The 24540-nt window shown below is 72.9% G+C and carries 17 protein-coding genes and 2 pseudogenes; 6 read left to right on the top strand and 13 right to left on the bottom strand.

The annotated features are described in order from the left end of the window. Positions 1-69 precede the first annotated feature (69 nt). Entirely contained in the window at positions 70-1140 is a 1071-nt protein-coding gene (locus ABZT74_RS26335) for a DUF3533 domain-containing protein (RefSeq protein WP_356177207.1), read from the top strand. 153 nt (positions 1141-1293) lie between these two features. Here the strand turns inward: ABZT74_RS26335 and ABZT74_RS26330 are convergent, their stop codons facing one another. The 6 genes from ABZT74_RS26330 to ABZT74_RS26305 form a co-directional block, all read right to left on the bottom strand. Beyond that, positions 1294-2376, bottom strand: coding sequence for a S1 family peptidase (locus ABZT74_RS26330; RefSeq protein WP_356177208.1), 1083 nt, complete (start codon positions 2374-2376; stop codon positions 1294-1296). Positions 2377-2664: 288 nt separating this feature from the next. Then, a complete protein-coding gene (locus tag ABZT74_RS26325) occupies positions 2665-3657 on the bottom strand; it encodes an SPFH domain-containing protein (RefSeq protein WP_356177229.1) in 993 nt (330 codons plus the stop codon). Positions 3658-3900: 243 nt separating this feature from the next. Continuing rightward, positions 3901-4800 (bottom strand): S1 family peptidase, encoded by a 900-nt coding sequence (locus ABZT74_RS26320; protein ID WP_355874543.1) that lies wholly within the window; start codon positions 4798-4800, stop codon positions 3901-3903. Positions 4801-5066: 266 nt separating this feature from the next. Beyond that, positions 5067-5849 carry a DUF1684 domain-containing protein gene (locus ABZT74_RS26315; RefSeq protein WP_356177209.1) on the bottom strand — a complete coding sequence of 261 codons (783 nt, stop codon included), beginning with the start codon at positions 5847-5849 and terminating at the stop codon, positions 5067-5069. Between the two features lie 151 nt (positions 5850-6000). Beyond that, positions 6001-7902, bottom strand: coding sequence for an FAD/NAD(P)-binding protein (locus ABZT74_RS26310; protein WP_356177210.1), 1902 nt, complete (start codon positions 7900-7902; stop codon positions 6001-6003). 503 nt (positions 7903-8405) lie between these two features. Continuing rightward, complete coding sequence (locus ABZT74_RS26305) at positions 8406-9659, bottom strand: DUF5685 family protein (RefSeq protein WP_356177211.1); 1254 nt, start codon at positions 9657-9659, stop codon at positions 8406-8408. 289 nt (positions 9660-9948) lie between these two features. Between ABZT74_RS26305 and ABZT74_RS26300 the strand changes: the two genes are divergently transcribed. Then, positions 9949-10389 (top strand): cell division protein SepF, encoded by a 441-nt coding sequence (locus tag ABZT74_RS26300; protein ID WP_355874554.1) that lies wholly within the window; start codon positions 9949-9951, stop codon positions 10387-10389. 50 nt (positions 10390-10439) lie between these two features. Here ABZT74_RS26300 and ABZT74_RS26295 read toward each other — a convergent pair whose 3' ends face one another. Both ABZT74_RS26295 and ABZT74_RS26290 read right to left on the bottom strand, forming a co-directional pair. Further along, the gene (locus tag ABZT74_RS26295) at positions 10440-11630 is read right to left on the bottom strand and encodes an acyl-CoA dehydrogenase family protein (protein WP_355874557.1); all 1191 of its coding nucleotides are present in this window, start codon (positions 11628-11630) and stop codon (positions 10440-10442) included. 164 nt (positions 11631-11794) lie between these two features. Continuing rightward, positions 11795-13456 (bottom strand): MFS transporter, encoded by a 1662-nt coding sequence (locus ABZT74_RS26290; RefSeq protein ID WP_355874560.1) that lies wholly within the window; start codon positions 13454-13456, stop codon positions 11795-11797. 672 nt (positions 13457-14128) lie between these two features. On the opposite strand from ABZT74_RS26290, the gene ABZT74_RS26285 reads away from it, so the two are divergent. Next, positions 14129-15157, top strand: coding sequence for a phosphatase PAP2 family protein (locus ABZT74_RS26285; protein WP_355874563.1), 1029 nt, complete (start codon positions 14129-14131; stop codon positions 15155-15157). Positions 15158-15297: 140 nt separating this feature from the next. Here the strand turns inward: ABZT74_RS26285 and ABZT74_RS26280 are convergent, their stop codons facing one another. The 4 genes and pseudogenes from ABZT74_RS26280 to ABZT74_RS26265 form a co-directional block, all read right to left on the bottom strand. Next, complete coding sequence (locus ABZT74_RS26280; RefSeq protein WP_355874565.1) at positions 15298-15513, bottom strand: I78 family peptidase inhibitor; 216 nt, start codon at positions 15511-15513, stop codon at positions 15298-15300. A 394-nt stretch (positions 15514-15907) separates the two neighbouring features. After that, positions 15908-16870, bottom strand: a pseudogene (locus tag ABZT74_RS26275) (YafY family protein); the annotation flags it as partial. Positions 16871-17012: 142 nt separating this feature from the next. Further along, a complete protein-coding gene (locus ABZT74_RS26270) occupies positions 17013-18293 on the bottom strand; it encodes an ABC transporter substrate-binding protein (RefSeq protein ID WP_356177213.1) in 1281 nt (426 codons plus the stop codon). A 6-nt stretch (positions 18294-18299) separates the two neighbouring features. Further along, the gene (locus ABZT74_RS26265) at positions 18300-18842 is read right to left on the bottom strand and encodes a hypothetical protein (protein WP_356177214.1); all 543 of its coding nucleotides are present in this window, start codon (positions 18840-18842) and stop codon (positions 18300-18302) included. Positions 18843-18965: 123 nt separating this feature from the next. On the opposite strand from ABZT74_RS26265, the pseudogene ABZT74_RS26260 reads away from it, so the two are divergent. The 3 genes and pseudogenes from ABZT74_RS26260 to ABZT74_RS26250 form a co-directional block, all read left to right on the top strand. Further along, positions 18966-19439, top strand: a pseudogene (locus ABZT74_RS26260) (hypothetical protein); the annotation flags it as partial. Positions 19440-19555: 116 nt separating this feature from the next. Continuing rightward, positions 19556-23137, top strand: coding sequence for an ATP-binding cassette domain-containing protein (locus ABZT74_RS26255; RefSeq protein WP_356438638.1), 3582 nt, complete (start codon positions 19556-19558; stop codon positions 23135-23137). Next, positions 23134-23799: an ATP-binding cassette domain-containing protein gene (locus ABZT74_RS26250; protein WP_356177216.1), complete on the top strand. Its 666-nt coding sequence runs from the start codon at positions 23134-23136 to the stop codon at positions 23797-23799. Before ABZT74_RS26255 ends, ABZT74_RS26250 begins: the two co-directional genes overlap by 4 nt. Here the strand turns inward: ABZT74_RS26250 and ABZT74_RS26245 are convergent. After that, positions 23750-24460, bottom strand: a complete 711-nt coding sequence (locus tag ABZT74_RS26245) for a transglycosylase family protein (protein ID WP_356177217.1) — start codon at positions 24458-24460, stop codon at positions 23750-23752. The genes ABZT74_RS26250 and ABZT74_RS26245 overlap by 50 nt on opposite strands. Positions 24461-24540: the final 80 nt, after the last annotated feature.

Here is a 24540-nt window from a genome sequence, read left to right as displayed (position 1 = left end):
ACTCTTGTGCGACATCCGTTCGGACCCGCCCCACCTGCGCAAACACCCGTCGGCTCGGACCGTGGGGGCATGACGCAGACAGCCGGCGACGCCGCCCCGCGCCCTTCCTTCCTGACCGAGGCGAAGGACGCCGTCACCCCCCGGGCCACCCTGCTCGTCATCGGCGTGATCGCGCTCCAGCTGCTCTTCATCGCCTCCTACGTGGGCGCGCTCCACGACCCGAAGCCGAAGGACGTCCCGTTCGGGGTGGTCGCCCCGCAGGCGGTGGCCCAGCGGACGGTGACCCGGCTGGAGGGGCTCAAGGGTGAGCCGCTGAACCCGAGGACGGTCTCCGACGCGGCAGCCGCACACGAGCAGATCCTGAACCGGGAGATCGACGGTGCCCTGATCGTCGACCCCCGGAGTTCCACGGACACACTCCTGGTCGCCTCCGGCGGCGGCACCGTCCTCGCCACCACCCTGGAGAAGCTGGTCACCACCCTGGAGGCGGCCGAGCAGCGCACGGTGCGGACCGTCGACGTGGCCCGGGCCTCGGCCCACGACTTCGACGGTCTCTCGTCCTTCTACCTGGTGGTCGGATGGTGCGTGGGCGGATACCTCTGCGCCTCGATCCTCGCGATCAGCGCGGGCGCCCGGCCCGCCAACCTGCGGCGCGCGATGATCCGGCTCCTCGTGATGGCCCTCGTCGCGATCGTCGGCGGTCTCGGCGGCGCGGTGATCGTGGGCCCGATCCTCGGCGCCCTGCCGGGTCCCGTCTGCGCCTTCTGGGGCCTCGGCGCCCTGATCACCTTCGCGGTGGGCGCCGCCACCCTCGGCCTGCAGGGCCTGTTCGGGGTCGTCGGCATCGGGCTGGCGATCCTGCTGGTGGTGATCGCGGGCAACCCGAGCGCGGGCGGCGCCTTCCCGCTGCCGATGCTGCCGCCCTTCTGGAAGGCGATCGGGCCTGCCCTGCCACCGGGGGCGGGCACCTGGGCGGCCCGTTCGATCGCGTACTTCAAGGGCAACGACATGACCGGCGCCATGCTGGTGCTCTCGGCGTGGGCCGTGGTCGGCAGCGCGGTGACGCTGCTCGCCGCCGCGTTCCGCGCCAGGCCGCGCACCGCCGCTCCGGCCGGGACCACGGCCCCGGACCCCTCGTAGTCGCACACCGCGTCAGCTCCCGCTCCTCCCCCGCCGGGTCCGGGCGGGCGACGGTGCGGCCCGGGAGCCGGGTGCGACGACGCCGGGAACGCCGGGAGCCCCGCTCCCGCGCGGTGTGCGCGGGAGCGGGGCTCCGCCCGATCGGGGAGGGCGTCAGCCGATCTGGGCGCCGAAGGCCGAGAGCGCCTCGGTGACCGGCTGGAAGAAGGTCTCGCCGCCCGCGGTGCAGTCGCCGCTGCCGCCGGAGGTGAGACCGATCGCGGAGTCGCCGTCGAAGAGCGAACCACCGCTGTCACCGGGCTCGGCGCAGACGTCCGTCTGGATGAGCCCGTTGACGACGTCACCGTTGCCGTAGTTCACGGTGGCGTCCAGGCCGGTGACCGTGCCGCTGTGCACCTGGGTCGTCGAGCCGCTGCGGGTCACCTTCTCGCCGACGGTCGCCGCGGCGGCCTTGGTGATCGGCTGCGAGGAACCGTTGTACAGGTCGACCTCGCTCGGGTGCTCCGTGCTGCCGGTGTACTTGACCAGACCGAAGTCGTTGTCCGGGAAGCTGGACTGCTCGTTCGTGCCGATCTCGTTGCCGCTGGAGTCCGACCAGGTCGAGATGGCCTCGGTGCAGTGCCCGGCCGTGATGAAGTACGGCTGGCCGCCCTTGACCACGTTGAAGCCGAGCGAGCAGCGCCCGCCGGAGCCGCTGATGGCGTCACCACCGGCGATGAAGGGCTTGAACTCCCCCTTCGTGCGCTGGAGTTCGACCTTACTGCCGAGCCGGTCGGTGACCTTGGTGAGCTGGGCCCACTCGGTCTTGGAGACCGTGCGGTCCGCGGTGACGACGACCTTGTTGCTCGCCGGGTCGGTCGCCCAGGACGTTCCGGGGATGGCCGCGTCCTTCGTGAGCGTCGTACGGGCGCCCTTCAGTTCGGCGAGGGAGTTCTCGACGATTCTGGCCTTGGCGCCGGCCGCCGTGACCGCGTCGGCCGCGCTCGCGTCGAGCACGTTGACGACGAGGTGCTTCGACGACGCGTCGTAGTACGTTCCCGCCGCGTCGGTACCCAGGTCCTTGCCGAGGGTCGAGGCGAGCTTTCCGGCCGCCACCGCGGAGAGGATGTGCGGCGTCGAGGCCGTGGGGGCCTCGCTCGCGTTCGCAGTCTGGAAGGTGACGCCGGCGGTGACCAGTGCGGCGATGCCCGCGCCCGTCATGACGGCACGGCGCCGGGATATGCGTCGGTGCTTCAACTTACGTCCTCCTGTGGGGGGTCGGACCGGGAGGTTGTGGGGACCTCCAGGACCGGAAGGCGTACGGACATGAACCCGCGGAACGACAGAAATGTCTGTCTCGACGCGTCCATGCCAGTTGTGCGCGGCCCACTATTCCGAGCCGCACAGGGGACACACAAGGTCGACTTCAGGACGCGGGCACGACAACCGCCGTACACCTCCTACGTCGTGGCCGCCCATGGTCACGACGTGTTGATTCCCCCTGCAAACACTGTCCGCGGATCGCGAAGATGCAGCCTGTGAGGACTAGTCCTGTCTTGTTTTCGACCCTTCGGGAGGCTCGTCCGACGACGGGGCGACCGGTTCCCGCACGCCCGCGGACTGTTCGGGCAGGGCCGACCACGGTGCCGTGGAGGCCTGTTGCGGCGCGGCCGACGCTCCGGACCCGCCGTCCTGCCGGGGCTCCTCCGGCTCGGGCGGCTGCGCGGACCGCCGGGGCGCGGGCTCCCGCGCCTGGCCCGGCTGCTGGGGAGGCCCACCCTGCTGGGCGCGTTCCAGGAAGCGAAGGAGTTCGACGGGGAAGGGCAGGACGAGGGTGGAGTTCTTCTCCGCTGCGACGGCCACCACCGTCTGGAGCAGCCTCAGTTGGAGGGCGGCCGGCTGCTCCGACATCACCTCGGCGGCCTGCGCGAGCTTCTTCGAGGCCTGCAACTCGGCGTCGGCGTTGATGACCCGGGCCCGCCGCTCACGGTCGGCCTCGGCCTGCCGGGCCATCGACCGTTTCATCGTCTCGGGCAGCGACACGTCCTTGATCTCGACGCGGTCGATCTGCACGCCCCAGCCGATCGCCGGGCTGTCGATCATCAACTCCAGCCCCTGGTTGAGCTTTTCGCGGTTGGACAGCAGGTCGTCCAGGTCGCTCTTGCCGATGATCGAACGCAGGGAGGTCTGCGCCATCTGCGAGACCGCGAACCGGTAGTCCTCGACCTGGATGATCGCGTCGGCCGCCTCCACCACCTTGAAGTAGACGACCGCGTCCACCCGGACCGTCACATTGTCGCGGGTGATGCCCTCCTGGGCAGGGATGGGCAGGGTCACGATCTGGATGTTGACCTTGCGGAGCCGGTCCACGAACGGAACGATCATCGTGAACCCGGGACCGCGCACTTCCGGGCGCAGCCTGCCGAGCCGCAGCACCACGCCCCGTTCGTACTGTTTGACGACGCGGGCCCCGGCCATCACGTAGACCAGCCCCACGGACGCGACGGAGACTCCCGCCGCCACCAGTTCCTCGACCATCACGGCCCCCCAGGGTCCGGCGTGGGCGTAGCAGGTGTGTGCACAGCGTGCGCTTCGAAGGTAACTCCGGCGACGGAACAAGGGCGAGCCCCCGCACGCCGGTTGCGTGCGGGGGCTCGTCCGTGTGCTGGGGGCTCCGCCGTGCGAAGCGCGGTCGTCCAGTCGTGCGGAAGCGGTGTGGGGGGTGCCGGTTCCGTCAGGCGACGAGTCGATCGAGGGGCCGGTCCATCGGTCGGGCGGTGGTCAGCCGACGCTCACGCCGTAGTAGCTCAGCGCCTCGGTGACCGGCTGGAAGAAGGTCGTACCGCCGGAGCTGCAGTTGCCGCTGCCGCCGGAGGTCAGACCGTAGGCGACGCTGCCGCCGTACAGCGGACCGCCGCTGTCGCCGCCCTCGGCGCAGACCGTGGTCTGGATCATGCCGTAGACGACGTCACCACTGCCGTAGTTGACGGTGGCGTTCAGGGCGGTGACCCGGCCGCTGTGCGTGCCGGTGGTCGAGCCGCGCCGGTAGACCGTGGTGCCCACGCTGGGCGTGGCCGCACTGCTGATCGTCTGGCTGCCGACCGCGCTGGGGTGCGCGACCGAGGTGTTGGTGTAGCGGACCAGCGCGAAGTCGTTGGTCGGGAAGCTGTAGCTGACGTTCGTGCCCAGCTTGGTGGTCTGGCCCGAGTTGGAGTACCAGGTGGAGGCGACCTCACCACAGTGACCGGCGGTCAGGAAGTAGTAGGTGCTTCCGCTGTGCACGTTGAAGCCGAGCGAACAGCGGTAGCCGCCGCCGTAGATGGCGTCGCCACCGGTGATCAGCTTCTTGAAGGTGCCCGGGGTGTGCTTGATGGTGAGGGCGCCGGCGTTGCCGCCCGCCTCTTCCTTGATCTTCGCGATCTCCGCCTTCGAGACCGTGCTGTCGACGGTGACGACCACGCGGTTCGTCTTGGCGTCGACCGCCCAGGCGGTGCCCGCGACATCGGACTTGAGGACCGACTGCTTGGCGCTGCTCAGCTGGGTGGTGCTGAACGTCTGGGCGTCGGACGCGTTCGCGCTGGGGACCGCGAACGCTGCCGCGGCGACGAGTCCGGTGGTGACGGCGATCAGCCGACTCCGTCTCGCTATGCCGCTGCGGGGGGTGGTGCGCTTGATCCTCACGTTTCGTTCCTCCGAAGGGAAGTAAGGGGCCCCCCGTTTCGTGGGGTGGTGGGGCCCGTGAGGCGCAGCCGGGAGCCGCCTGTCCGGATTCCGGACAAGCCGTGCTCCTGACAAGCGCTGAGGGGGAGTATTCGGCGGCACGGCCGACGGACGCAAGGGCGCCTTTCGGCCGTGCAGCGTTCAACTTACGTACGTCCCAGGGAGGTTGATCGACGAAGCACTGAAGGCTTCGGATTCCCCACGTGTCTTCGGGAGTCCCGGAGGCCTCAGCGCAGTCGGCGCTCCCCCGCGGCGACGGCCACGCCCAGCGTATTTCCGGGCGGCGGGAAGGGGCAGACGAAATGGTCCGCGAACGCGCACGGTGGAAGCACGGTGCGGTTGAAGTCCACCGTCGTGCGCCCCTCGGCGTCGGGCGCCGCCGGGCGCAGGAAGCGGAAACGGTAACTGCCGTCCCCGCTGGTGGCGTCGGAGAAGACGGCCCACAGCGAGCCGTCGCTCTCGACCGACACCTGGAGGGTGAGGTCCTGCCCGTCGAGGGTGAAGGCGAGGATGCCGCCGATGGGGAGTCCGCGTGCGACGCCGTCGGCGTTCTCGACCCGGACGGTGCGGCTCTCGCCGTACGGGGTGAAGTGTCCCGGCACCGACCAGCGCGCGTCGAAGGGGGTCGCCTCGATGCCCGCGAAGGCCTTACGGGCGGGCGCGCCGGGGTCGTAGCGGCGCACCCCCCACAGCTCCTCGCGCACCAGGACCACGAACCGGCGGTCGCCGTGTCCGACCCGCGCCCCGTCGGCCGGGCCGTGGTCGGCGCCCAGCACGATCTCGCCGGTGAACGGCTCGCCGTCGACGGTGAGCCCCTCCTCGGCCACCGCGGTCAGGACCACCGCGTCGTCCTTCACACCCCACAGACCGGGGATGTCCGGAAGTCGCCCTTCCGGATAGTCCTCGACCCAGTGGGTGCCGGTGAGGGAGAGCGGTCCGTACGGCGCGGACACCGCGGCCTCGCGATGCTCCTGCCAGTGCTTCCAGTCCTCGGGTGCGTCCGTCGTCATGTGATCAACCCTTCCATACGCGCTCCGCCAACCCGGGGTGCGAGCGCGCCGTGGTGTCCGTGTATTCCGTGCGGCGTGGACGCACGGCCCGGGACCGCCGGCCGCCCGCAGCGGACCGTGCGGCCCGGTTCCCCGTCCGTGTCACGGGCCGTCAGGCCGCCATACGGCAGGACAGCGCCCGCAGGAAGGTGAGCGCGGCGCGGGCCGTCGCGTCGTTCTGCCGGAAGGCCGGCCCGCCGGTGCGCGGCCGGGTGAAGGCGCCGGAGCCCCGCGCGTCGGTGTGCGGCCCGAGCGCGAAGCGCCTCGGGTGCGGGGTGCCGTCGCGGCCCAGGATCCGTCCGTCGGCGGGGTCGACGGCGAGAAGTCCCTCGGGGGTCGCGGCGGCTCCGTCGGCGTACAGCTCGCGCAGCAGGGTGTCCCGGGTGCGCTCGACGGTGGGGTGCGGGAGCCGGGCCTCGACGAGCGCGCGGGCCTCGACGACCGCGCCGGGCACGGTGGCACCGGCCGCCCGGAAGACCCCGTCCTCGGCCGTGACGGTCATGTCCGCGCCGACGAATCTCAGGATGCCGGCCCGGGACAGGGCGAGCATCTGCCGCAGCCGGGGGCCGGGCGGTCCGGAGGCCAGGTAGCTGAAGAACCCGTGCCACCACGGGCCGATGTCGCCGAGCCGGACCAACTGGCCGTAGACCGACAGGAGTCCGAGGAAGACGGCCAGGTCGGGGCTGCGGGAGTCGTCGTGCCGCCTCTCCAGATCGTCCTCGATGTACGTCCGCAGTCCGCGTTGGAGATCCTCGTACGAGGTGTGCCGCACACCGTCCAGCGGCCGGTCGAGCGCGGTGAGGTCGAGACGGTCGGCGGGGTCGGGCACGGCGTCCGCGACCAGCGCCCCGATCTCTTCCCCGGTACCGGCGGCGTACTTCTCCTCGAAGTCCGTCCACGGGGTCCGGGTGCGTTCGGGGTGGGCGGCGAACAGCCGGTGGTAGTGCGCGAACCCCAGCTCCTTCTCGATCAGCGGCCACACGTCCCGCCGGAAGTCGTGGCCGTCCGGGCGGGCGAGCAGTGCGTCGACCTCGGCGGGCCCGAAGAACCGTGGCAGTGGCGGCCGTTCGCCCTTCCAGTCGTAGCCGATCTTGGAGTGGTAGGGGACACCGCGCCGGGAGCCGACGTACAGGACCGGCTCCTGTCCGGACGGCCGGTAGCGGTCGCCCTCGAACCGGCCGCCGCGGCCCTCGGTGAGCAGCACCATCAGGTCCACGAAGGCAAGGCCGAAGCCGCGGACCAGGACGGGCTCGCCCGGCGCGAGGGCGGACAGATCGCTGTCGGCGGTGAAGTCCGGCGGCAGGTGGACCAGGCCGTGCTCCTGCGCGTACGCGGCCAACGCGACCTGTTCGGGGTCGAGTTCGGCGTCGAGGTGGCCGAGGGTCAGCGCGACGGTGTCGGTGAGGAGCGGACGGGGCCGCCCTTCCAGCCACACCTGCTGGCGGCCCTCGCGGGATCCGCTCACCCGCACCGCACGGCAGGCGTGCCGGTGCACCCGGATGCCCGGCGGCAGAGCGGCCACCGTCCGCTCGTACACCCACCGGAGATAGGCGCCCTGCCGCGGCCGGCCGGCGAACGTGCGTCCGTCGAGGCCCGCCCAGGTGTCCAGCGTGGGGCCTTCGAGCACGGGTCCTGCCATGTCGACCGTCTCGTCGGTGAACATCGTGACGTCCTGTGCCTCGGAGTTCATCCACAACAGCGGCGACTGCTCGGTGCGCCAGATGCGTCCGGCACCCGCCGGGTACGGGTCCACGACATGGATGTCGAGCTCCGAACCGGCATACAGCTCGGGCGCGTTGGCCGCGATCCGTTCCAGGAGGCCGGTCCCGCGCGGCCCGGCTCCCACGATCACCAGCGAGGGGCGACCGGCGACCGGCGCGCTCCTGCCCCCCGCGAGCGGGGCCCGCGCGGCGGGGACGGGCGCCGGTACGACGGGACCGGGCTGCCGGGCAGCGGGCGGGGACACCGGTTCGTCCGGCGCGGGGGTGGGGAGGGCAGGGGTGTCGGAGGACATGCGGAGGCTCCGTGATGCGTCGAGTCGAGCACGGGTGCCTTCACACAGGTCACGCTGGACGCCCTGGGGCGCCGCACGGCCGAGCCCCTCAGCAGGGCCGTGGGACGAGAGTACGGCGGCGTTTCCCCTCGGTGTCAAGGGTGTCCGTACTGTGAGCGGTCCGTCTCATGCCGGTTGACGTGCCCTCGGATGCCTGTTCCACTTGGCCCATGCATCCACAGCAGTGGCTGGTCAAGCGCTCCCACATCGACTTCGGTCGCGTGTGGTCCTCTTCCTGTTGAGCTGACCCCTCTGCGCGCCCGTCACGGACGGGCGCCCGCCGCGTTCGCCGGCGTTTCGCCGCGTTTCCTCACTTCCCCGCCTTCACACGCGCACCCCTCCCCTCACCGCGCACCACGGAACAGCGTCGCGCCCTGTTCCGGGCCACGACCGCGACCACGACGGCGACGCACCGCCGGAATCCCGGCCGCGCGCCGCGTCAACACTCCACCCAGGGAAAGGGTTCAGAGCCCGCAGTCACAGCACGAGCAGCACTCGCAGCACTGGCACGCCTCACAGCAACCGCAGTCGCAGTCGTTCAGGCATCCTTCGCGCTTCTTGCGCGACCAGGGGCCCTCGAACTCGTCGGCGCAGCACACCTTGCAGGTGCAGCACAGCCCGACGGCGGCGGCGCAGCCCGCCCAGAATCCGCGTCCGCCGGGGTTCGGAGGCTGGACGGAGGGACCGCCGAAGGGGTTGCCGCCGCCGACGTACGGGTTCCCGCCGTGCTGGGGTGGCGGCCCGAAGACGCTTTCGGGGCCGAGCAGGACGGCCGATCCGAGTGAACCCGGAACTCCGGGGGTACCGGGGACACTGTGAAGATCACCCGACCCGTGCGAGCCGTCCGCGGGGTGCCCGCACCTCGACGTACCGAACGCGCGGTCCACAGAGCGGCCCAGTTCGTGAGCGAGCAGCACATGGGCGAGCCTGCTGTCGGTGAACTCGGCCTCGCGCAGGGCGAGCCTGATGCCGTGCAGGGCGTCGTCGGCGAGCCGACGGGCCTCGGCGAGCGGGGTCCCGGTGGCCGTGAGCGGGTTCCAGGCACCCGACGCGGCGTCAGCTTCCCTGTCCTCCACGGCGTCCAGCAGATGGGCGAGCCGGCCGAAGAGCCGGCCGGCCTCGGCCAGGGGCGCGGCGTTGCCGGGGCGGCCGGCGAGGACGGCGGTGTGCGCGAAGGCCGCCGCGGTGGCCGTCTCGGTGGGTTCCGTCACGGTCAGCAGCGAGGTGCCGGGGCCGGCCAGCGCCTCGATCCCGGGCTGCCGGTCCACCGCGTCGACGAGCACGGCGGTGTCGAACCCGACGTCGGACCCGGTCCGCGCACCGGCCCGCCCCCAGCTCGCCGCGACCCGCCGGGCGGCGAGCGCCACCGGCCTGCGCGCCAAGAGGCCGTCCCCGTCGGCGACGTGGTCGCTCACCTTCGCCGAGGCGAGGACCAGCGAGACGGCCGCGGCCAGCCGGGCGCCCTCACCCTGGGCGACGGAGGCGGTGCGCATCCCGCGCAGCGGACAGGGCCCGGCCGTGCGCCGCCATCCCGTGGCACGCTCGGCCTGAGCCTCCGTCAGAACCGATATGAGCAGGCCGTCGTAGTTGGTGACGACCCGTGCGAACTGGCCGTGGTCCCCGCGCAGTGCGAGGCACAGCCCGCACAGATGCGCCATCCACTGCGTCTTGAGTCCCTCACCGAGGCGATGACTGCAGGGCCTGACGATTCCGAACACGACACTCCCCCGTGACACGTACGACGTTGGGCTGCGGCATCGTATCGACCACCCCGTTCACCCGTACGCCCCGCCCGTCACCCGATCGCCGTGAGAAATCATATTTCACTCTCAGTCAGCAGCCTTACGGCGCAGGACCCTTGGGGGGCGCGGGCTCTCGACGGATTGGCTGTGCACCAGTACCGTCACGAAACCCCCGCGCGGCGTCTATCCACTTGGCGCGACATCCGCATCATGGACGACCATGGGTATGCGGAAGCACGAAAGACCGCTGTGAGAGGAGGCGTCCATGGGATCGGTGCGCAAGGCGAGTGCCTGGCTTGGCCTCGTCGACGACAACGATGACGAGCGTTACTACGACGACGACTACGCCGAGGGTCAGGAGACCGCCGGCGAGGCCTGGGTCACCGACCCGCGCGTGAAGGTCGCTTCCGAGACGGCGGAGGAGAAGGGCCGCCGGATCGGCACGGTCACCCCGGACAGCTTCCGGGACGCACGCGGTATCGGCGAACTCTTCCGGGACGGCGTCCCGGTGATCATCAACCTCACGGCCATGGAGCCCTCCGACGCCAAGCGCGTGGTGGACTTCGCGGCCGGCCTGACCTTCGGCCTGCGCGGCACCATCGAGCGGGTCGCCACCCGGGTCTTCCTGCTGACCCCCGCCAACACGGAGATCGTCAGCGGCGAGGCCGCCGGCCGACAGACCGACGGGTTCTTCAACCAGAGCTGAGGCAGGGCCGCTCACCGGCCCTGCCGTACCGGGGTCCCGGGAACGGGCCTCTACCGGAAGGCGTCGAGTCCGGTGAGCGCCTTGCCCAGCACGAGTTGGTGCATCTCGACGGTGCCCTCATAGGTGAGCACCGATTCGAGGTTCGTGGCGTGCCGCATCACGGGGTACTCCAGGGAGATGCCGTTGGCACCCAGGATCGTGCGCGCGGTGCGGCAGATCTCGATGGCCTCGCGCACGTTGTTGAGTTTGCCGAAACTGACCTGCTCGGGACGGAGCCGTCCCGCGTCCATGCGGCGGCCCAGGTGATGGGCGAGCAGGATTCCCTTGTGGAGCTCGACGGCCATGTCGGCGAGCTTGGCCTGGGTGAGCTGGAAGCCGCCGATGGGACGTCCGAACTGCTCACGCGTCTTCGCGTAGGAGACGGCCGACTCGAAGCTGGCCCGTGCCGCGCCCATCGCGCCCCACACGATGCCGTAGCGGGCGTGCGAGAGACAGCTGAGCGGACCTTTGAGACCGACGACCTCGGGCAGGACGGCGTCGGCGGGCAGCCGTACGTCGTCGAGGACGAGTTCGCTGGTCACGCTCGCCCGCAGGGACCACTTGTGCTTGATCTCGGGGGCCGAGAACCCGGGGGCGTCCGTCGGGACGACGAACCCGCGGATGCCGTCGTCGGTCTGCGCCCAGACGACGGCGACACCGGCGACGGAACCGTTGGTGATCCACATCTTGCGCCCGTTGAGGACCCAGTCGCCGCCGTCGCGCTTGGCGTACGTCCGCATCGAGCCCGGGTCGGAGCCGTGGTCGGGCTCGGTGAGTCCGAAGCATCCGATGATCTCGCCGGCCGCCATGCCCGGCAGCCATGCCTGCTTCTGCTCCTCGCTGCCGAAGCGGTGCACGGCGTACATGGCGAGGGAGCCCTGCACCGAGACGAGCGAGCGGATCCCGGAGTCGGCCGCTTCGAGCTCCAGACAGGCGAGGCCGTACTGCACGGCGCTGGCGCCCGCGCACCCGTAGCCCTGGAGCGACATGCCGAGGGCGCCGAGGCCGCCCAGTTCCCGCGCCAGTTCCCTGATGCCGGGCAGTTCGCCCTTCTCGTACCAGTCGGCCACGTGGGGCAGCACCCGGTCGGCGGCCCAGGTCCGCACGGAGTCGCGGATGGCGAGGTCCTCCGCGTCCAGCAGGTCGTCGATCCCGAGCAGATCGGCGGGGTCGAGGGGCGGGAGCTTCGAGGACGCGGACATACACAGCCTCCGACAGGGGTGATAACTAGCACCGCTAGTTAATGATCTCGGCCCGACGTTACGACGCAGTGTCCCGCAAGTCCAGGGCGCTTCCCGGTCGGGCGGGTCACGTCGTCAGGACCGGGGCCGCACTTCACGGGGCCGGCCGCGTTCCGAGGACAGGCCTACGCGGAGACGCGGGTCTCGGCGACTTCCCGTGGGGCCGGGATGTCCGCCGGGCCCGAGGCGGGGTCCGGGACGGAGTCCCTGCCGGGCCCCGATTCCGGGGCGGCGGCCGTCGTGTCGGCCCCGCAGTCCATGACCCGGGGCAGGCGCAGCGCCATCACCGCGCCGAGCAGCAGCAGGGCCGCGCTCACCAGCAGGGTCACGTGGAGTCCGTGCACGAAGGAGTTCCGGGCGGCCTGCCGCAAAGCGCCGCCCACCGGTCCGCCGAGTCGCGCGGCGACCTCGTACGCCTCCCCCAGCGAGTGACCCGCGGCCTTCGAGTCGGCGGAGGGGACGCCGGGGACGGAGGACAGTCCGGGCGCGTACGCCGCGTTCATCACGCTGCCAAGCAGGGCGATGCCGATGCCGGCGCCCAGCTGGTACGAGGTCTCGCCGATCGCGGCCGCCCCGCCCGACTGTGCGGGCGGTGCCTCGCTGAGCATCGACTCGTACGCACCGAAGAGCGTGGTCTCCAGGCCGAAGCCGAGCAGGACGAAGCCGGCCAGGAGCAGCCCGGTGTTGTCCCGCGTGCCCATCGCGGTGAGCGTGACGACGGAGGCCGCGGTGAGGCAGAAGCCGAAACAGACCATCGTGCGCGGGCCGAACCGGCGCAGCAGCTTCGCGCCCGCGAGGCCGGCGGCCATCGCCGCGACGGTCAGCGGCAGCAGCCGCAGCCCGGTCTCCAGCGGGGACAGTCCGAGGACGAGCTGGAGGTACTGCGCGGCGATCAGTTCGAGCCCGACGAGGGCGAGCATCGCGAGCACGATGCACCCCACCGACGTGCTGAAAGCGGGCCGGGAGAACATCCGCAGGTCCACGAGTGGATGCTTGCGGCGCCGCTGGCGCCGGACGAACCCGGCCATCATCAGGCCGCCGACGAGCAGCGGCGCCAGGGTGAACGGGCTGAAGGGCGCCTCACCGCCGCCGAGGCGCTTCACCCCGAGGACGAGTCCGAACAGGCCGGCGGCGGCCATCAGCGCGCCGACCACGTCCCAGGGGCCGTCGGCTTCGCCGCGGGACTCGGGCAGCAGCAGCCGTCCGATCGGCAGGCTGACGATCATCAGGGGGATGTTGACGAGGAAGACCGATCCCCACCAGAAGTGTTCGAGGAGGAACCCGCCGAGCAGCGGGCCGATCGCCGCGCCGACCGCGGCCACCGCGCTCCAGATGCCGATCGCCAGGGCCCGCTCGCGCCGGTCGGGAAAGACCTGGCGCAGGATCGACAGGGTGGCGGGCATGATCATCGCGCCGCCGACGCCGAGCAGGGCGCGGGCGCCGATCAGCACCTGGGCGTTGTCGGCGAGGGCGGCGATGCCGGAGGCGACGCCGAAGAGGGCGTAGCCGAGGAGGAGGACACGGCGGCGGCCGATGCGGTCACCGAGCGTGCCGAAGAGGATGAGGAGCGAGGCGCAGACGAGCGGGTAGACGTCGACGATCCAGAGCAGCTCCATGGCGCCGGGCCTGAGGTCCTCGGTGACGGCGGGCACCGCCACGTGGAGCACGGTGGCGTCGAGGGCGACCAGCAGCAGGCTGACGCACAGCACGACGAGGACGACCCAGCGGTTGGCACCGGCCCCGGTCTCCCGACGGCGTCGCGTAGCGGCCGTGGTCGTCCCGGACATGTACGTACCTCCAGAGATTCCCTCGCGTTCGGCGGATCCGCCAGGGTGGGGACTCCCTGGGGGCTGCGGCCCGAAGAGCGAATCCCGGGCCCACGCAACAAAGGCGAGTGAGGCGTCAGCGTACGCGAGTTCCCGCCGATGACACGTGGCGGACCTCTCACGTTCTTCCGGTGGGTGTGTGGCGTACGCCACGCCCACCGGGCCCGACGGGACCCGCCCGATCCGGGCCTCGCGGAGCCCTTGGCCCCGCTTCTCCGGCGCCGTCGCGGCGCGCGGGACCGCCTCCCGGCGGCGTCCCGAGCCGCGGCCGCACCCGGGCTTCCCGATCGGGTGCGTCCATCCAGGTCCATGCCGGTCCCCGGGGTGCGGCGGCGGTGGCGCAGGTCGCCGGACCTGCGACGACGCGCTCGGGACCGCCGCGAGCCGCGGCCCGCCCGCCCGTGTGCGGTCGGTGAGCGGCGGGGTAATTCCGCGCCATCATTCGGTGAACGAATACATAAGCGCTATATAACCGGAGCCGCCGATGACCAAAGGAATTGAAGGCTCCGCACTCCACGGATTAGAGATTCATTGGAAATGAACATGATCCTGAGAGGAATCCCACATCACATCGTCATCACAAAGCGAGTGAATCGGCCTGGAACGCAGCTCACTCGCTGTAACGTCGATTGAGTGCGTACCGAACGAAACCTCACCCGTCTGGACCGGGTCTTCGCCCGGCTCGACCGTGAGCCGGAACGGCCGGCCCACATCGATGTCTCCAGGATGAGCCGGCACAGGGTCGTGCTCTTCACGGCGACCCTGGCCTTCTACCTGGCCATCGTGTGGGCCGTCTCGATCACGTCGTGGCTGGTCCGGTTCGACTGGCAGGTCATGTTCTTCCGGCCCTATCAGCAGTGGCCGGAGATCCACGCCTTCCTCGACTACTACGTGGTGCTGGGCCAGCGCGGCCCCACCGCCGTGATGGTCACGGCCTGGCTCGGCTGGCGCTCCTGGCGGCAGCACACCCTGCGCCCGCTGCTCACGCTGGGCGCTTCCCTGCTGCTGCTGAACATCACGGTCGGCGCCGCCAAGATCGGCATGGGCCGTCTCGGCCCGCACTACGCCATCACGATCGGCTCGAACGAGATGGGTCTGGGCGGCGATATATTTCCCTCCGGTCACACCGCCAACGCCGTGGTGACCTGGGGAATCCTGGCGTATCTGGCCTCGACCCCGCGGGCCAGGCGCTGGCTCTCCGCCCTGTCCGCCGTGACCTCGCTCGGTGTCGGCCTCACCACCGTGTACCTCGGTACGCACTGGCTGAGCGACGTCCTGCTGGGCTGGGCCGCGGGCCTGCTGATCCTGCTGGCGCTGCCCTGGTTCGAGCCGCTGATCGCCCGCGCCGAGGCCGGGATCTTCGCGCTCCGCGACCGCCTGCGCTCCCGTGGCGGCGGCACCGCGCCCGCTCCGGCACCCGCGCCGGTCGGCGCCCCGGTCATGGCCACGCGGCCCTCCGCGACGGACGGCGGCGAGATGCCGGCCCGCGGCGCCACCGCGTCCCGTCCGGCCAGAGCCCCCGTCCACCTGGCTCCGGGCCCGCACACCGCCCGCTCGGAGCGCACACCCGTCACGCCGGCGGGCAGCCGTCGGCCACCGCACGCCGACCGGGTGGCCCGCGCGGCGACGACGACCACCTCCGCCCGCCCCCTGGGCGGCTGAGGACTGCGGGGTCGGTACGCACAGCCTCACCCCGCACAGCGAAGGCCCCCGGCTCGTCGAGCCGGGGGCCTTCGCACGTCGGGTGCCGGCGTCGGGGCGCCCTCCGCGGAGCATCCCGAGGGGTCCCGCTCCGGGGGCGCTCAGCCCTTCCAGCAGCGGGCCACCGTGCCGTCCCTGACCTCGAAGTTCAGCCGTCCCACGAGGTACTCCATGGTGATGACCGTGCCGGGTGGCAGCGAGCGCACCGAGGACCAGCCGTGCTCCCGCGCGCGTTCCTCGGCACGGGTCACCTCCAGTCCGACATAGCTCTCCGGACTGTCCTGCGGCTCTGGACGCGAGGGGTGAATGGGTGCCATGACCGCCACGTTAGGCTCCGCGACCCGACGGTGGAAGCCCGGGCGGCCACCATGCGTCACTCGTCCCCCGCCGGTCACATCTCTGTCACAGGATCACGACACGCGTTTCGGCGTAACTCCGTCTCGCGCAGGAGGATCACGCGCCGTGTTCCGAACATCTTCGAACGCAATTCTGAGCCTTCACCGGTACATCCTGAATAACCCGCCGGAATGTGCGCGCGCATACGTTCGGCAGTGTCTTTCCATTCGGGTCCCGCCCGATTCCGCCGTCCACCGCGACAGCTGACACGGCATAGGAAATACACGGTTCCGACACAGAACCCCCGCCTGTTCTCTCCTCACCGCCGGTCATCCGCTACGGCGTGGGAGGCGTGGTCCCGGGTTCTCCCGGCGCGGCCCGCTCCAGCGCACGGGAGAGCCGGTCCCGGGCCGTCCTGATCGAGTCGGTGAGCTCCGCGGGCTCGATGATCTCGAACTCGAAGCCCATCAGCATCACGTGAATGACCATCACGTCGAGGCTCGCCGCCCCGGTGCGCAGCAGGCAGCTGCCCTCCCCTTCGGCCTCCAGCGTCCCGGCCGAGGGCGAGATCCGCTCGGCGGCCCGCTCCAGGGGCACCAGCAGCCGGACCACGGCGTGCGTGGCGTACGCGCGCGTGGAGACGCCCCGGGAGACGTACGCGGCGAGGTCCTCCGCGGGCGGTGTGCGGGACGGGAAACGTGGTCCGTGCGGCGGCCTGGGCGTGATGCGGTCGGCGCGGAACGTACGCCAGTCGTCGCGGTCGACGTCCCAGGCGACCAGGTACCAGCGGCGCTCGGTGCACACCAGCCGGTACGGCTCGACGGTGCGGCGCGTCGAGGAGCCCTCGTGGTCGCGGTACTCGAACCGGAGCCGCTCGCTGTCGCGGCAGGCGTTGGCCAGGTCGGTGAGGACGGCCGGGTCGACGGCGGAGGGCTCGGGGCCGCGCAGCATCGGCACCGTGAAGGCGTTCAGGGCGCCGACGCGGCGGCGCAGCCGGTTCGGCAGGACCTGTTCCAGCTTGGCGAGCGCGCGGACGGAGGCCTCGCCGATGCCCTCGATGCCCTGCCCCGCGGCCGTGCGCAGTCCGACGGCCACGGCGACCGCCTCGTCGTCGTCCAGCAGCAGCGGGGGCAGTTCCGCGCCCGCGCCGAGCTGGTAGCCGCCGCCGGTTCCGGGGCTGGCGTGGACCGGGTAGCCCAGATCGCGGAGGCGGTCCACGTCGCGGCGGACCGTACGCGGGGTGACGCCCAGCCGTCCCGCCAGGTCCGCGCCCGACCATTCCCGGTGGGCCTGCAGCAGTGACAGCAGCCTCAGCAGCCGTGCGGAGGTCTCCAACATGCCCCAGAGTCTGCCAGCCGGGCCACCCTGTCCCTGGCGCCCGCCCCGCGGCCCCGGAGAGCCCCGGCCCGTCCGGCGTCCGGGGACCGACCACCTGCGACGAGACCGCCAGGCCGATACGGAGGGGCGAAGTACGCGCGGGTCACGGGCGGTAGCCGAGTTGCGGGACCTCGAAGCAGGTCCGGTTCATGTCCCCCTGGGAGACCCAGCCGCGGCCGTCGCGCCAGCGGGCCACCGACAGACACGCCCGCCGCGTCGCCGGAGGCCCGGTCAGACGCCGGTACGTGACGGGAAGCAGCAGACCTCCGGCGGTGTACGGCTCGCCCCGGTTCATGAAGGAGTCGACACACCCCCGGGTGACCCCGCTCCCCGCACAGGCCTGTGCCGCGTCCGCGAACCACCGCGCCGCCGCCCATCCCTCCAGCTGCCACTGGGAACGCGTCTTGAGCCCCTTGGTGGCGTCCCGGAACTCCCGCACCGCCGCGTTCCCGGCGTCCTCGTAGTCGCGGCTCGCACCCGTGGCCCACAGGGTGTTGCGGCAGCGCGGGGAGTCCGCGTAGTCCTCGGGGACGGTGGACGTCCAGTTCTGCACGTTGGTGACCTTGGCGACGACGTGCGCGCCGACCTGGTCCATGGCCTTGCACAACTGGGCGTTGCCATGGGTGTCGATGGCGTCGAAGACGAGATCGGCGCCCTGCTCCTTGAGATCGGCGGCGGCGGCACGGAAGTTGGGCAGCGCGAAGTCGACCTGTTCGGTGACGACCCGGTAGCCCTCGGCCTGGAGTCCCTGGGTGACCAGCCGGGCGTAGGCGGCGGAGGCGGACTGGTTGTAGGAGACGACGGCGGCGGTGCGGGCGCCCTGGACACGCCGGAAGTAGCGGTAGACCTCGGTGCCGCCGTACAGCTTCCCGCCCCAGCCGGGCGTGCCGTCGCGGGGCGCGAGGCTCCCGTAGATCCCGTAGAGGTGCGGATACGTGTCGTACGCGGGCCCGATGGGCTGGCCGCCGATGTCGGGCACGCGCGCGTGGGAGACGTGGGAGGCGCCCGCGTAGTCGAGGACGGTCGTGGCGACGAGGGCGACGACCTTGTCCTCGTCGATCAGCCGGCGCACACACGTGTTGTTGCCGACTCCGCTGCCGCCGTCGTCGCACAGCCGCACCTCGACGCGTCGCCCGTCGACGCCGCCGCGCGCGTTGAGCCGGTCGAAGTAGGCCCTCGCCCCGTCGCGCGGCCCCGTGAACGCGGAGCCGCCGACGGGGCTGGTGGCGCTGGTGACGATGCCGACGCGGATGGGCTCGGCACCGCGGGCCGGCCCGGTCGGGGAGCGGTGGCCGAAGTCGCTCTCGGGCAGCCGGCTGCCGCAGGCCGTGCCGAGCAGGAGCAGCAGCCCCGCGGCGGCGGCCCCGGTCGCTGTGCGGCGCACGGCCGCTCAGCAGCCCGGGGCGGGGCCGGCCGACGGGTCGCCGCTCAACTCGACCAGTGCGCAGAGGGTGTTGACGGACACCTTCCAGGTGCCGTCCTGTTCGACGGCGGTCCCGGCGGCGTCCGGCAGCGCGGTGGCCCCCTTCAGAGTGAGGGTGTAGGTCACGTTCGCGGCGGTCGGAGAGGTGAACTCGACCTTCCCGACCTCGGCCCGCACCTCCTGGCCGCGCTTGTCGCCGTTGAACCCCTTGAGCACCGGGGTCATCCTCTCGCCGTTCTCCAGGACGGCCTGCTTGTCCTTGGTGGCGACGTCGGGGTCGAAGAACTTCTCCCAGTTCCGGCGGACCTGGGCCTCCGCCGCCGCCGGGTCGGCCGGTGCGGTGGCGCTCGGCTCCGCGCCGGTGGTCCGTTCCACGGAGGGGGTGGGCGGAGTCGTACTCGCGCCGCCGCTGTCGTCGCCGCACGCCGTGAGGGACGCCGCGAGGGCGAGGACCGCCGTCGCCACAACTCCCGCTCCGCGTAAGCGCTTCGGGTCGCTCCCGAGAACCATCGTGGCTCACCGCCGGGTGTCGGTCCGGGCGGTGCGCGCCCGGCGCTTTCAGGGTCAGCTTCCAGAAGGCATAGTGCAAGCCATCGGCCGACATGGACAGACACACGACGTGGGGGAGTCCGGATGCGGACAGCTCGACTGCGGACCGTGCGGCCCGTCCTGTGGGCCGGCTGGGCCGCGCTCGCCGCCGGTGCGGTGCTGTGCGTCATCGGCTGGTACGGAATCTCCGGCGAGCGGTACGCGGAGCGCCAACTCCCCTACCTCGCCTCGTGCACCGTCCCCGGCGCCGCCCTGATCGTCGCCGGCGCGGTGCTGGTCGCACAGGGCAGGAGCGCGGCGGCCGGTTCCCGTGTCGAGGAGCTGTACGCGCTGCTCGTGGCCTCGGATCCGGGCGATGCCGAGGAGTCCGCTCGGGCCGCGGCCGGTCCCCTCCCGCTCGGCGGCGGCCTCCTCATGGTGCCCGGCGGCACGCTGTACCACCGGGCGGACTGCCCCCTGGTCGAGGGGAAACCGGAGGCGGTACCGGTCGACTCGCACGCCCTCGCCGGGGGCGATCTCGGGCCCTGCCCGATCTGCGAACCGGATGCCGAGGACGAACTGTCCGCCGGTGAAGGGCAGTCCGCGCCACCGGCACCCTCGGCGGGACCCGCGGAGCCGCTCGTCGAACGGCCCTCGCCCGACGCGCGGGACGGCGTCGGCGGCCCGGACCACTGATGGCGTCGCTGACGTACGACCTCACCCTCGCCGGACTCTCGGTCGGCGGGGCCGCCGCGCTCACCGGGATCGGTCTGATCGTCACGCACCGCGCCACCGGCGTCCTGAACCTCGCGCACGGCGCGATCGCGATGGTGTGCGCCTACCTGTTGCGGCAGTTCACGGTCGAGTGGGGCTGGCCGCTCGCGCTCGGTACCTCGGTGACCCTGCTCGTGGTGGCGCCGGCGATCGGCGTGACGCTGGAACGCCTCGTGTTCCGGCCGCTGTCCGCTGTCGGCGGCGACCCGGCGCGGACCCTCGTCGCGTCCATCGGTGTCTTCGTCCTGCTCGTCGGCGCGGCCGCGTTGGTGTGGGGTCCCGGAGCGCGGGCCGACGTGCCGGCGCCGGTCCCGGCGGACCCGTGGGGCCAACTGGCGGTCGCCGGGGTGCTGGCGGTGGTCGTGGGCGCGGTCACGCGCCGGACGCGGTTCGGGCTGGAGCTGCGGGCCGTCGTCGACGACCCGGCGCTGGCGGTGCTCGGCGGCGTCGACGCCGACCGGGTGGCCGCGGCGGGCTGGGCGTTCGGCTCCTTCACGGCGGGCCTGACCGGTGTGCTCCTCGCCCCGTACGTGCGGCTCGACCCGTACGGCATGCCGCTGCTCGTGATGGAGGTGATGGCGGTCGCGGTCGCCGCCAGGATGCGGAGTCTCCCGGTCGCCGTCGTGGTCGCCCTCGGAATCGGCGTCGCACAGGGCCAGTTGACCCGGCTGCATCCGTCGGGCCCGGCGGGGCCCTTGCTCCAGGCGGTCGGCGCCAACCTGTTCGTGGTCGCGCTGCTCGTGGCCGCGCTCGTGCTGCCCGGCATCGGCGGCCGCGACGCGCTCCCGCGCCCGGCGGCGCCCCGCGTGCGGACCCCACCCGGCGCCGGGGCCGTCGCGCTGGTGCTGTTCCTGCTGCCCCTCGGCTTCGCGGGCTCGGACCTGCACACCTCGGTGCAGGTGCCCGCGCTCGGCGTCGTCCTGCTCTCCCTGGTGGTCGTCACCGGGCGGGGCGGGCAGGTCTCCCTGGGCCAGGCCGCGTACGCCGGTCTGGGCGCCCTCTTCACCGCGCTGCTGGCGGCGGGCCGCGTCCCCGGCGTGCCCCGACTGCCCGAACTGGCCGCCCTCGCGGTGGCGGTACTCCTTGTGGCGCCGCTCGGCCTGCTGACGGGATGGCCCGCCATCCGCCGGCACGGTCTCGCGCTCGCGCTCGCCACCTTCGCGGTGGGTGTGGGCGTCAGCCGGTTCGTCTTCGCGCAGCCGTACGCCGTGTCGGGTCTGTCCCTGGACCGCCCGGCCGGCTTCGACGGCGACCGCGCGTACTACGTGCTCGAACTCGTGCTCCTGGCCGTCGCGGTGCTCGCCGTGAGCGGTCTGCGCCGGGGCCGTACGGGCCGCGCCCTGGCCGCCCTGCGCGACCACGAGGCGGGCGCGTCCGCCGCGGGGGTCCGGGTACCGGCCCTGAAACTGGCCGCGTTCGTCACGGGGGCGGCGCTGGCGGCACTCGGCGGCGGCATGCTCGGCATGGGCGTGCGCGCGTTCGACGCCACCGCCTACGACCCCGTGCGCGGGCTGCTCTGGTTCGCCGCGGTCGTCGTGCTCGGCGCCGACAGCGTGCTGGGCGCACTCGCCGCGGCGGCTCTGCTGGTCGGCCTCGACGCGGGCGCCCGCGGCGGACTGGCGGCCGCCCTGATCGGCGTGCTGGCCGTCCTCGTCGGCCGCTTCCCCGGTGGCCCGCACGAGGCCCTGCACGCGGCGAGGACCCGGCTGCGCCGCCCGGCGACTCTCACCCCGCTGGGATCACGCGTCCGTCGACGGCTGCGCCCGGCGGTGGAGACGCCGCGGTCCGGGGTACCCACGGCGGAGGTTCGGGCGTTCGCGCGGCGGCCAGAGGCACCCGCGAGGAAAGCGAGACCGTTCCGCTCGACGTCGCCGGAGGCCGGGCCGCCAGGAAAACCCACGACGCGGACACGTGCGTCCGGCGCACCCCCGGCAGAGCCGCGACCGTCCGGGGCGCCGCCCGGGGTGGCGCGGCCCTCCCGGGCACCCGCGGCGTCGGACGGGATACGGTCCGAGCCGACCACGGCAGAAGCGCGACCGTCCGGGGCGCCGACGGCGGAGGCGACGCCGCCCGGGTCGGTGCCGGCGGAATCGCGACCGTCCCGGGCACCCACGGCGGCGGAGGGGATGCGGTCCGAGCCGACCACGGCAGAGACGCGACCGTCCGGAGCACCCCCCGCGGTGGCGCGGCCGTCCCGGGCGCCCACGAGGGCGGAGGGGATGCGGTCCGAGCAGGCCACGGAAGAGGCGCGACCGTCCGAGGCGCCGCCCGGGGTGGCGCGGCCCTCCCGGGCACCCACGACGGCGGACGGGATGCGGTCCGAACCGACCACGGCAGAGACGCGACCGTCCCGCTCGCCGACGGCCGAGGCGGCGCCGCCCGGGTCGGTGTCGGCGGAATCGCGACCGTCCCGGGCACCCACGGCGGCGAAGGGGATGCGGTCCGAGCCGACCACGGCAGAAGCGCGACCCTCCGAGGCGCACCCCGGGGTAGCGCGGCCCTCCCGGGCACCCACGACGGCGGACGGGATGCGGTCCGAACCGACCACGGCACAGGCGCGACCGTCCCGCTCGCCGACGGCCGAGGCGGCGCCGCCCGGGTCGGTGCCGGCGGAATCGCGACCGTCCCGGGCGCCCACGGCGGCGGCTGCCGCGGGGAGTCCGGGGGTGGGCGACGGAGGGCGGGAGCCGTCGGGCGCGGCGCACTCGCCTTCGTCCCCGCGTCCCTCCCGTCGCCCCGTCCCTCGCCCCGCCGCCCCCTCTCCCCCTGCCCTTCCTCTCCTCCCGCGCACCTCTCCTCCGCCTCGCCCCGCTCCCCCGCGCGCGCTGTCCGCCCGCCGACTCCGCGTCGCCTACGGCGGGTTCACCGCTCTCGACGAGGTCTCCCTGGACGTCCGGCCGGGGCGCATCACCGCGGTGGTGGGGCCGAACGGGGCCGGGAAGAGCACGCTCTTCCACTGTCTCGCCGGGACGCTGCGTCCCTCGGGCGGCCAGGTGCTGCTCGGGGAGCACGACATCACCCGCCTCGCGGCACACGCGCGGACACGGCTGGGGATCGCGCGGACCTTCCAGGACCTGGCGGTCTTCCCGTCGTTGACCGTGGCCGAGAACGTACGGGTCGGGGCCGACCAGGGACGGATCCCCGATCCGGCGGCGGTGGCCCGCACGTCGCTGCTGCTCGGCCTGGACGGACCGGTGCGGTCACTGCCCGCGGCGGGGCTGCCGACGGGGACCCTGCGGCGCGTCGAACTGGCGCGCGCACTCGCCGGCAGCCCCCGGGTCCTGCTGCTCGACGAACCCGCGGCCGGACTCGACGGCGGTGAGGTGGCCGCCCTGGCCAAGGTGTTGCGGGCACTGGCCGCCGACGGCATGGCGCTCCTGGTCGTGGAGCACGACCTCGACCTGGTCGCCGGCCTGGCGCACACCGTCCACGTGATGGCGGCGGGCCGCGTCGTGACGTCCGGGCCCGCCGACCGCGTCCTGGAGACGGGGCCCGGCGGATGAGCATCGCCCTGCGCCACGCGCGCGTGCGCTACGGCCCCCTGGAGGCCCTGCACGGCGTGACGCTGGTCGCGCCCGCTCCCGGACTCACCGTCCTGCTGGGCCGCAACGGCTCGGGCCGTACGACGGCGCTGCGCGCCCTGGCCGGAACCGTCCCCCTGTCCGCCGGCGCCGTCGTCTGGGACGGCACCGACGTGACGCGCCTGACCGCGTTCGAGCGCGCCCGGCGCGGACTGCGCCTGGTACCCGAACGCCGGGCCGTGTTCGGCTCGCTGACCGTCGCGGAGAACCTGGAGCTGGCGGGGGCCGACCTCGCCCCCGCCCTGGACGCCTACCCGCAGCTGGCTCCGCTCCTCCCCCGCCGCGCCGGCACCCTCTCCGGCGGGGAACAGCGCATGGTCGCCCTCTCCCGCGCCCTGCTGGCACGCGCACGGGTGCTGCTCGTCGACGAGCCGGCGCAGGGCATGTCACCGACGGTCGCGGCCCGGACGTACGAACTGCTCGGCGCCCTCGACGCGTGCGTGGTCGTCGCCGAGCAGCGGCTGCCGCCGGCCCTGCGGCAGCGGACGGGCCGGTTCGTCTGCGTCCACGAACTGAGCCGGGGAGCGGTCGTGTTCAGCGGAGAGGCGGCCGAGCGGATGCCCGGGAGGCCGCACCGGAGGTGACGGGCGGGCCGAACCCGGCGGGCTCCAGGACGCGCGTGCCGCTCCCGGCCTTCGGGAGGGAGAGCAGCGTGCCCGGGTTCAGCTTGTCCGGACTGGCCCCGATCATCTTCTTGTTGGCCTGGTAGAGCGCCTGCCAGCCACCCTTGATCCGGTACTTGCGGGCGATCGAGGACAGCGTGTCGCCGTTCTTCACGATGTGCGCCCGGCCCCGCAGCTTGTACTTCTTGGAGCAGGCCGGCCAGGCTCCCCATCCCTGGACGGCCAGGACCTTCTCGGCGATCTTGATCTGCTCGGCGCGGGTGGCGAGATCGGCCCGCGCGGCGTACCGGAGCCCCCCGAACTCCTTCCAGGTGGGCTGCCAGAACTGGAGCCCGCCGTAGAAGCCGTTCCCGGTGTTCGCGTTCCAGCGGCCGCTGCTCTCGCAGTCGGCGAGACAGCCCCAGGGCCAGCCCTTGGCCGCACACGCGTACGAGACTCCCGCGGTCCGGGCCGCCGGCAGCGGGGGCGGGGGTGCGGCGACCGCGTCCTGGGGGACCAGGGCGGCCAGTACGGCGGCGGCGAGGGCGGTCACGGCCGCGTACCGGGCGGGCCCGCTCAGCGGTCCGGGCGCGGGCACGGTCCTGGAGGCCTGCGGGGTGCACCTGTTCGACATGGGAGACATCGGGCCACGCTAAGCAGCCCGCCCGGCGGGCCCGCCCAGCCGCGCCCGGCACGCCCAGGGCCCCACCCGGTCGGACGACC

This window comes from Streptomyces sp. NPDC005302, from assembly GCF_040607345.1.
GTDB lineage: Bacteria > Actinomycetota > Actinomycetes > Streptomycetales > Streptomycetaceae > Streptomyces.
This window is presented reverse-complemented; position numbering and strand designations above follow the sequence as displayed.

What these genes read in the sequence shown, in the direction of transcription:
- ABZT74_RS26335 (WP_356177207.1), top strand. Translation starts at nt 70, where the DNA reads ATGACGCAGACAGCCGGCGACGCCGCCCCGCGCCCTTCCTTCCTGACC.
- ABZT74_RS26325 (WP_356177229.1), bottom strand. Translation starts at nt 3,657, where the DNA reads ATGGTCGAGGAACTGGTGGCGGCGGGAGTCTCCGTCGCGTCCGTGGGG.
- ABZT74_RS26315 (WP_356177209.1), bottom strand. Translation starts at nt 5,849, where the DNA reads ATGACGACGGACGCACCCGAGGACTGGAAGCACTGGCAGGAGCATCGC.
- ABZT74_RS26310 (WP_356177210.1), bottom strand. Translation starts at nt 7,902, where the DNA reads ATGTCCTCCGACACCCCTGCCCTCCCCACCCCCGCGCCGGACGAACCG.
- ABZT74_RS26300 (WP_355874554.1), top strand. Translation starts at nt 9,949, where the DNA reads ATGGGATCGGTGCGCAAGGCGAGTGCCTGGCTTGGCCTCGTCGACGAC.
- ABZT74_RS26295 (WP_355874557.1), bottom strand. Translation starts at nt 11,630, where the DNA reads ATGTCCGCGTCCTCGAAGCTCCCGCCCCTCGACCCCGCCGATCTGCTC.
- ABZT74_RS26290 (WP_355874560.1), bottom strand. Translation starts at nt 13,456, where the DNA reads ATGTCCGGGACGACCACGGCCGCTACGCGACGCCGTCGGGAGACCGGG.
- ABZT74_RS26280 (WP_355874565.1), bottom strand. Translation starts at nt 15,513, where the DNA reads ATGGCACCCATTCACCCCTCGCGTCCAGAGCCGCAGGACAGTCCGGAG.
- ABZT74_RS26265 (WP_356177214.1), bottom strand. Translation starts at nt 18,842, where the DNA reads ATGGTTCTCGGGAGCGACCCGAAGCGCTTACGCGGAGCGGGAGTTGTG.
- ABZT74_RS26255 (WP_356438638.1), top strand. Translation starts at nt 19,556, where the DNA reads ATGGCGTCGCTGACGTACGACCTCACCCTCGCCGGACTCTCGGTCGGC.
- ABZT74_RS26250 (WP_356177216.1), top strand. Translation starts at nt 23,134, where the DNA reads ATGAGCATCGCCCTGCGCCACGCGCGCGTGCGCTACGGCCCCCTGGAG.
- ABZT74_RS26245 (WP_356177217.1), bottom strand. Translation starts at nt 24,460, where the DNA reads ATGTCTCCCATGTCGAACAGGTGCACCCCGCAGGCCTCCAGGACCGTG.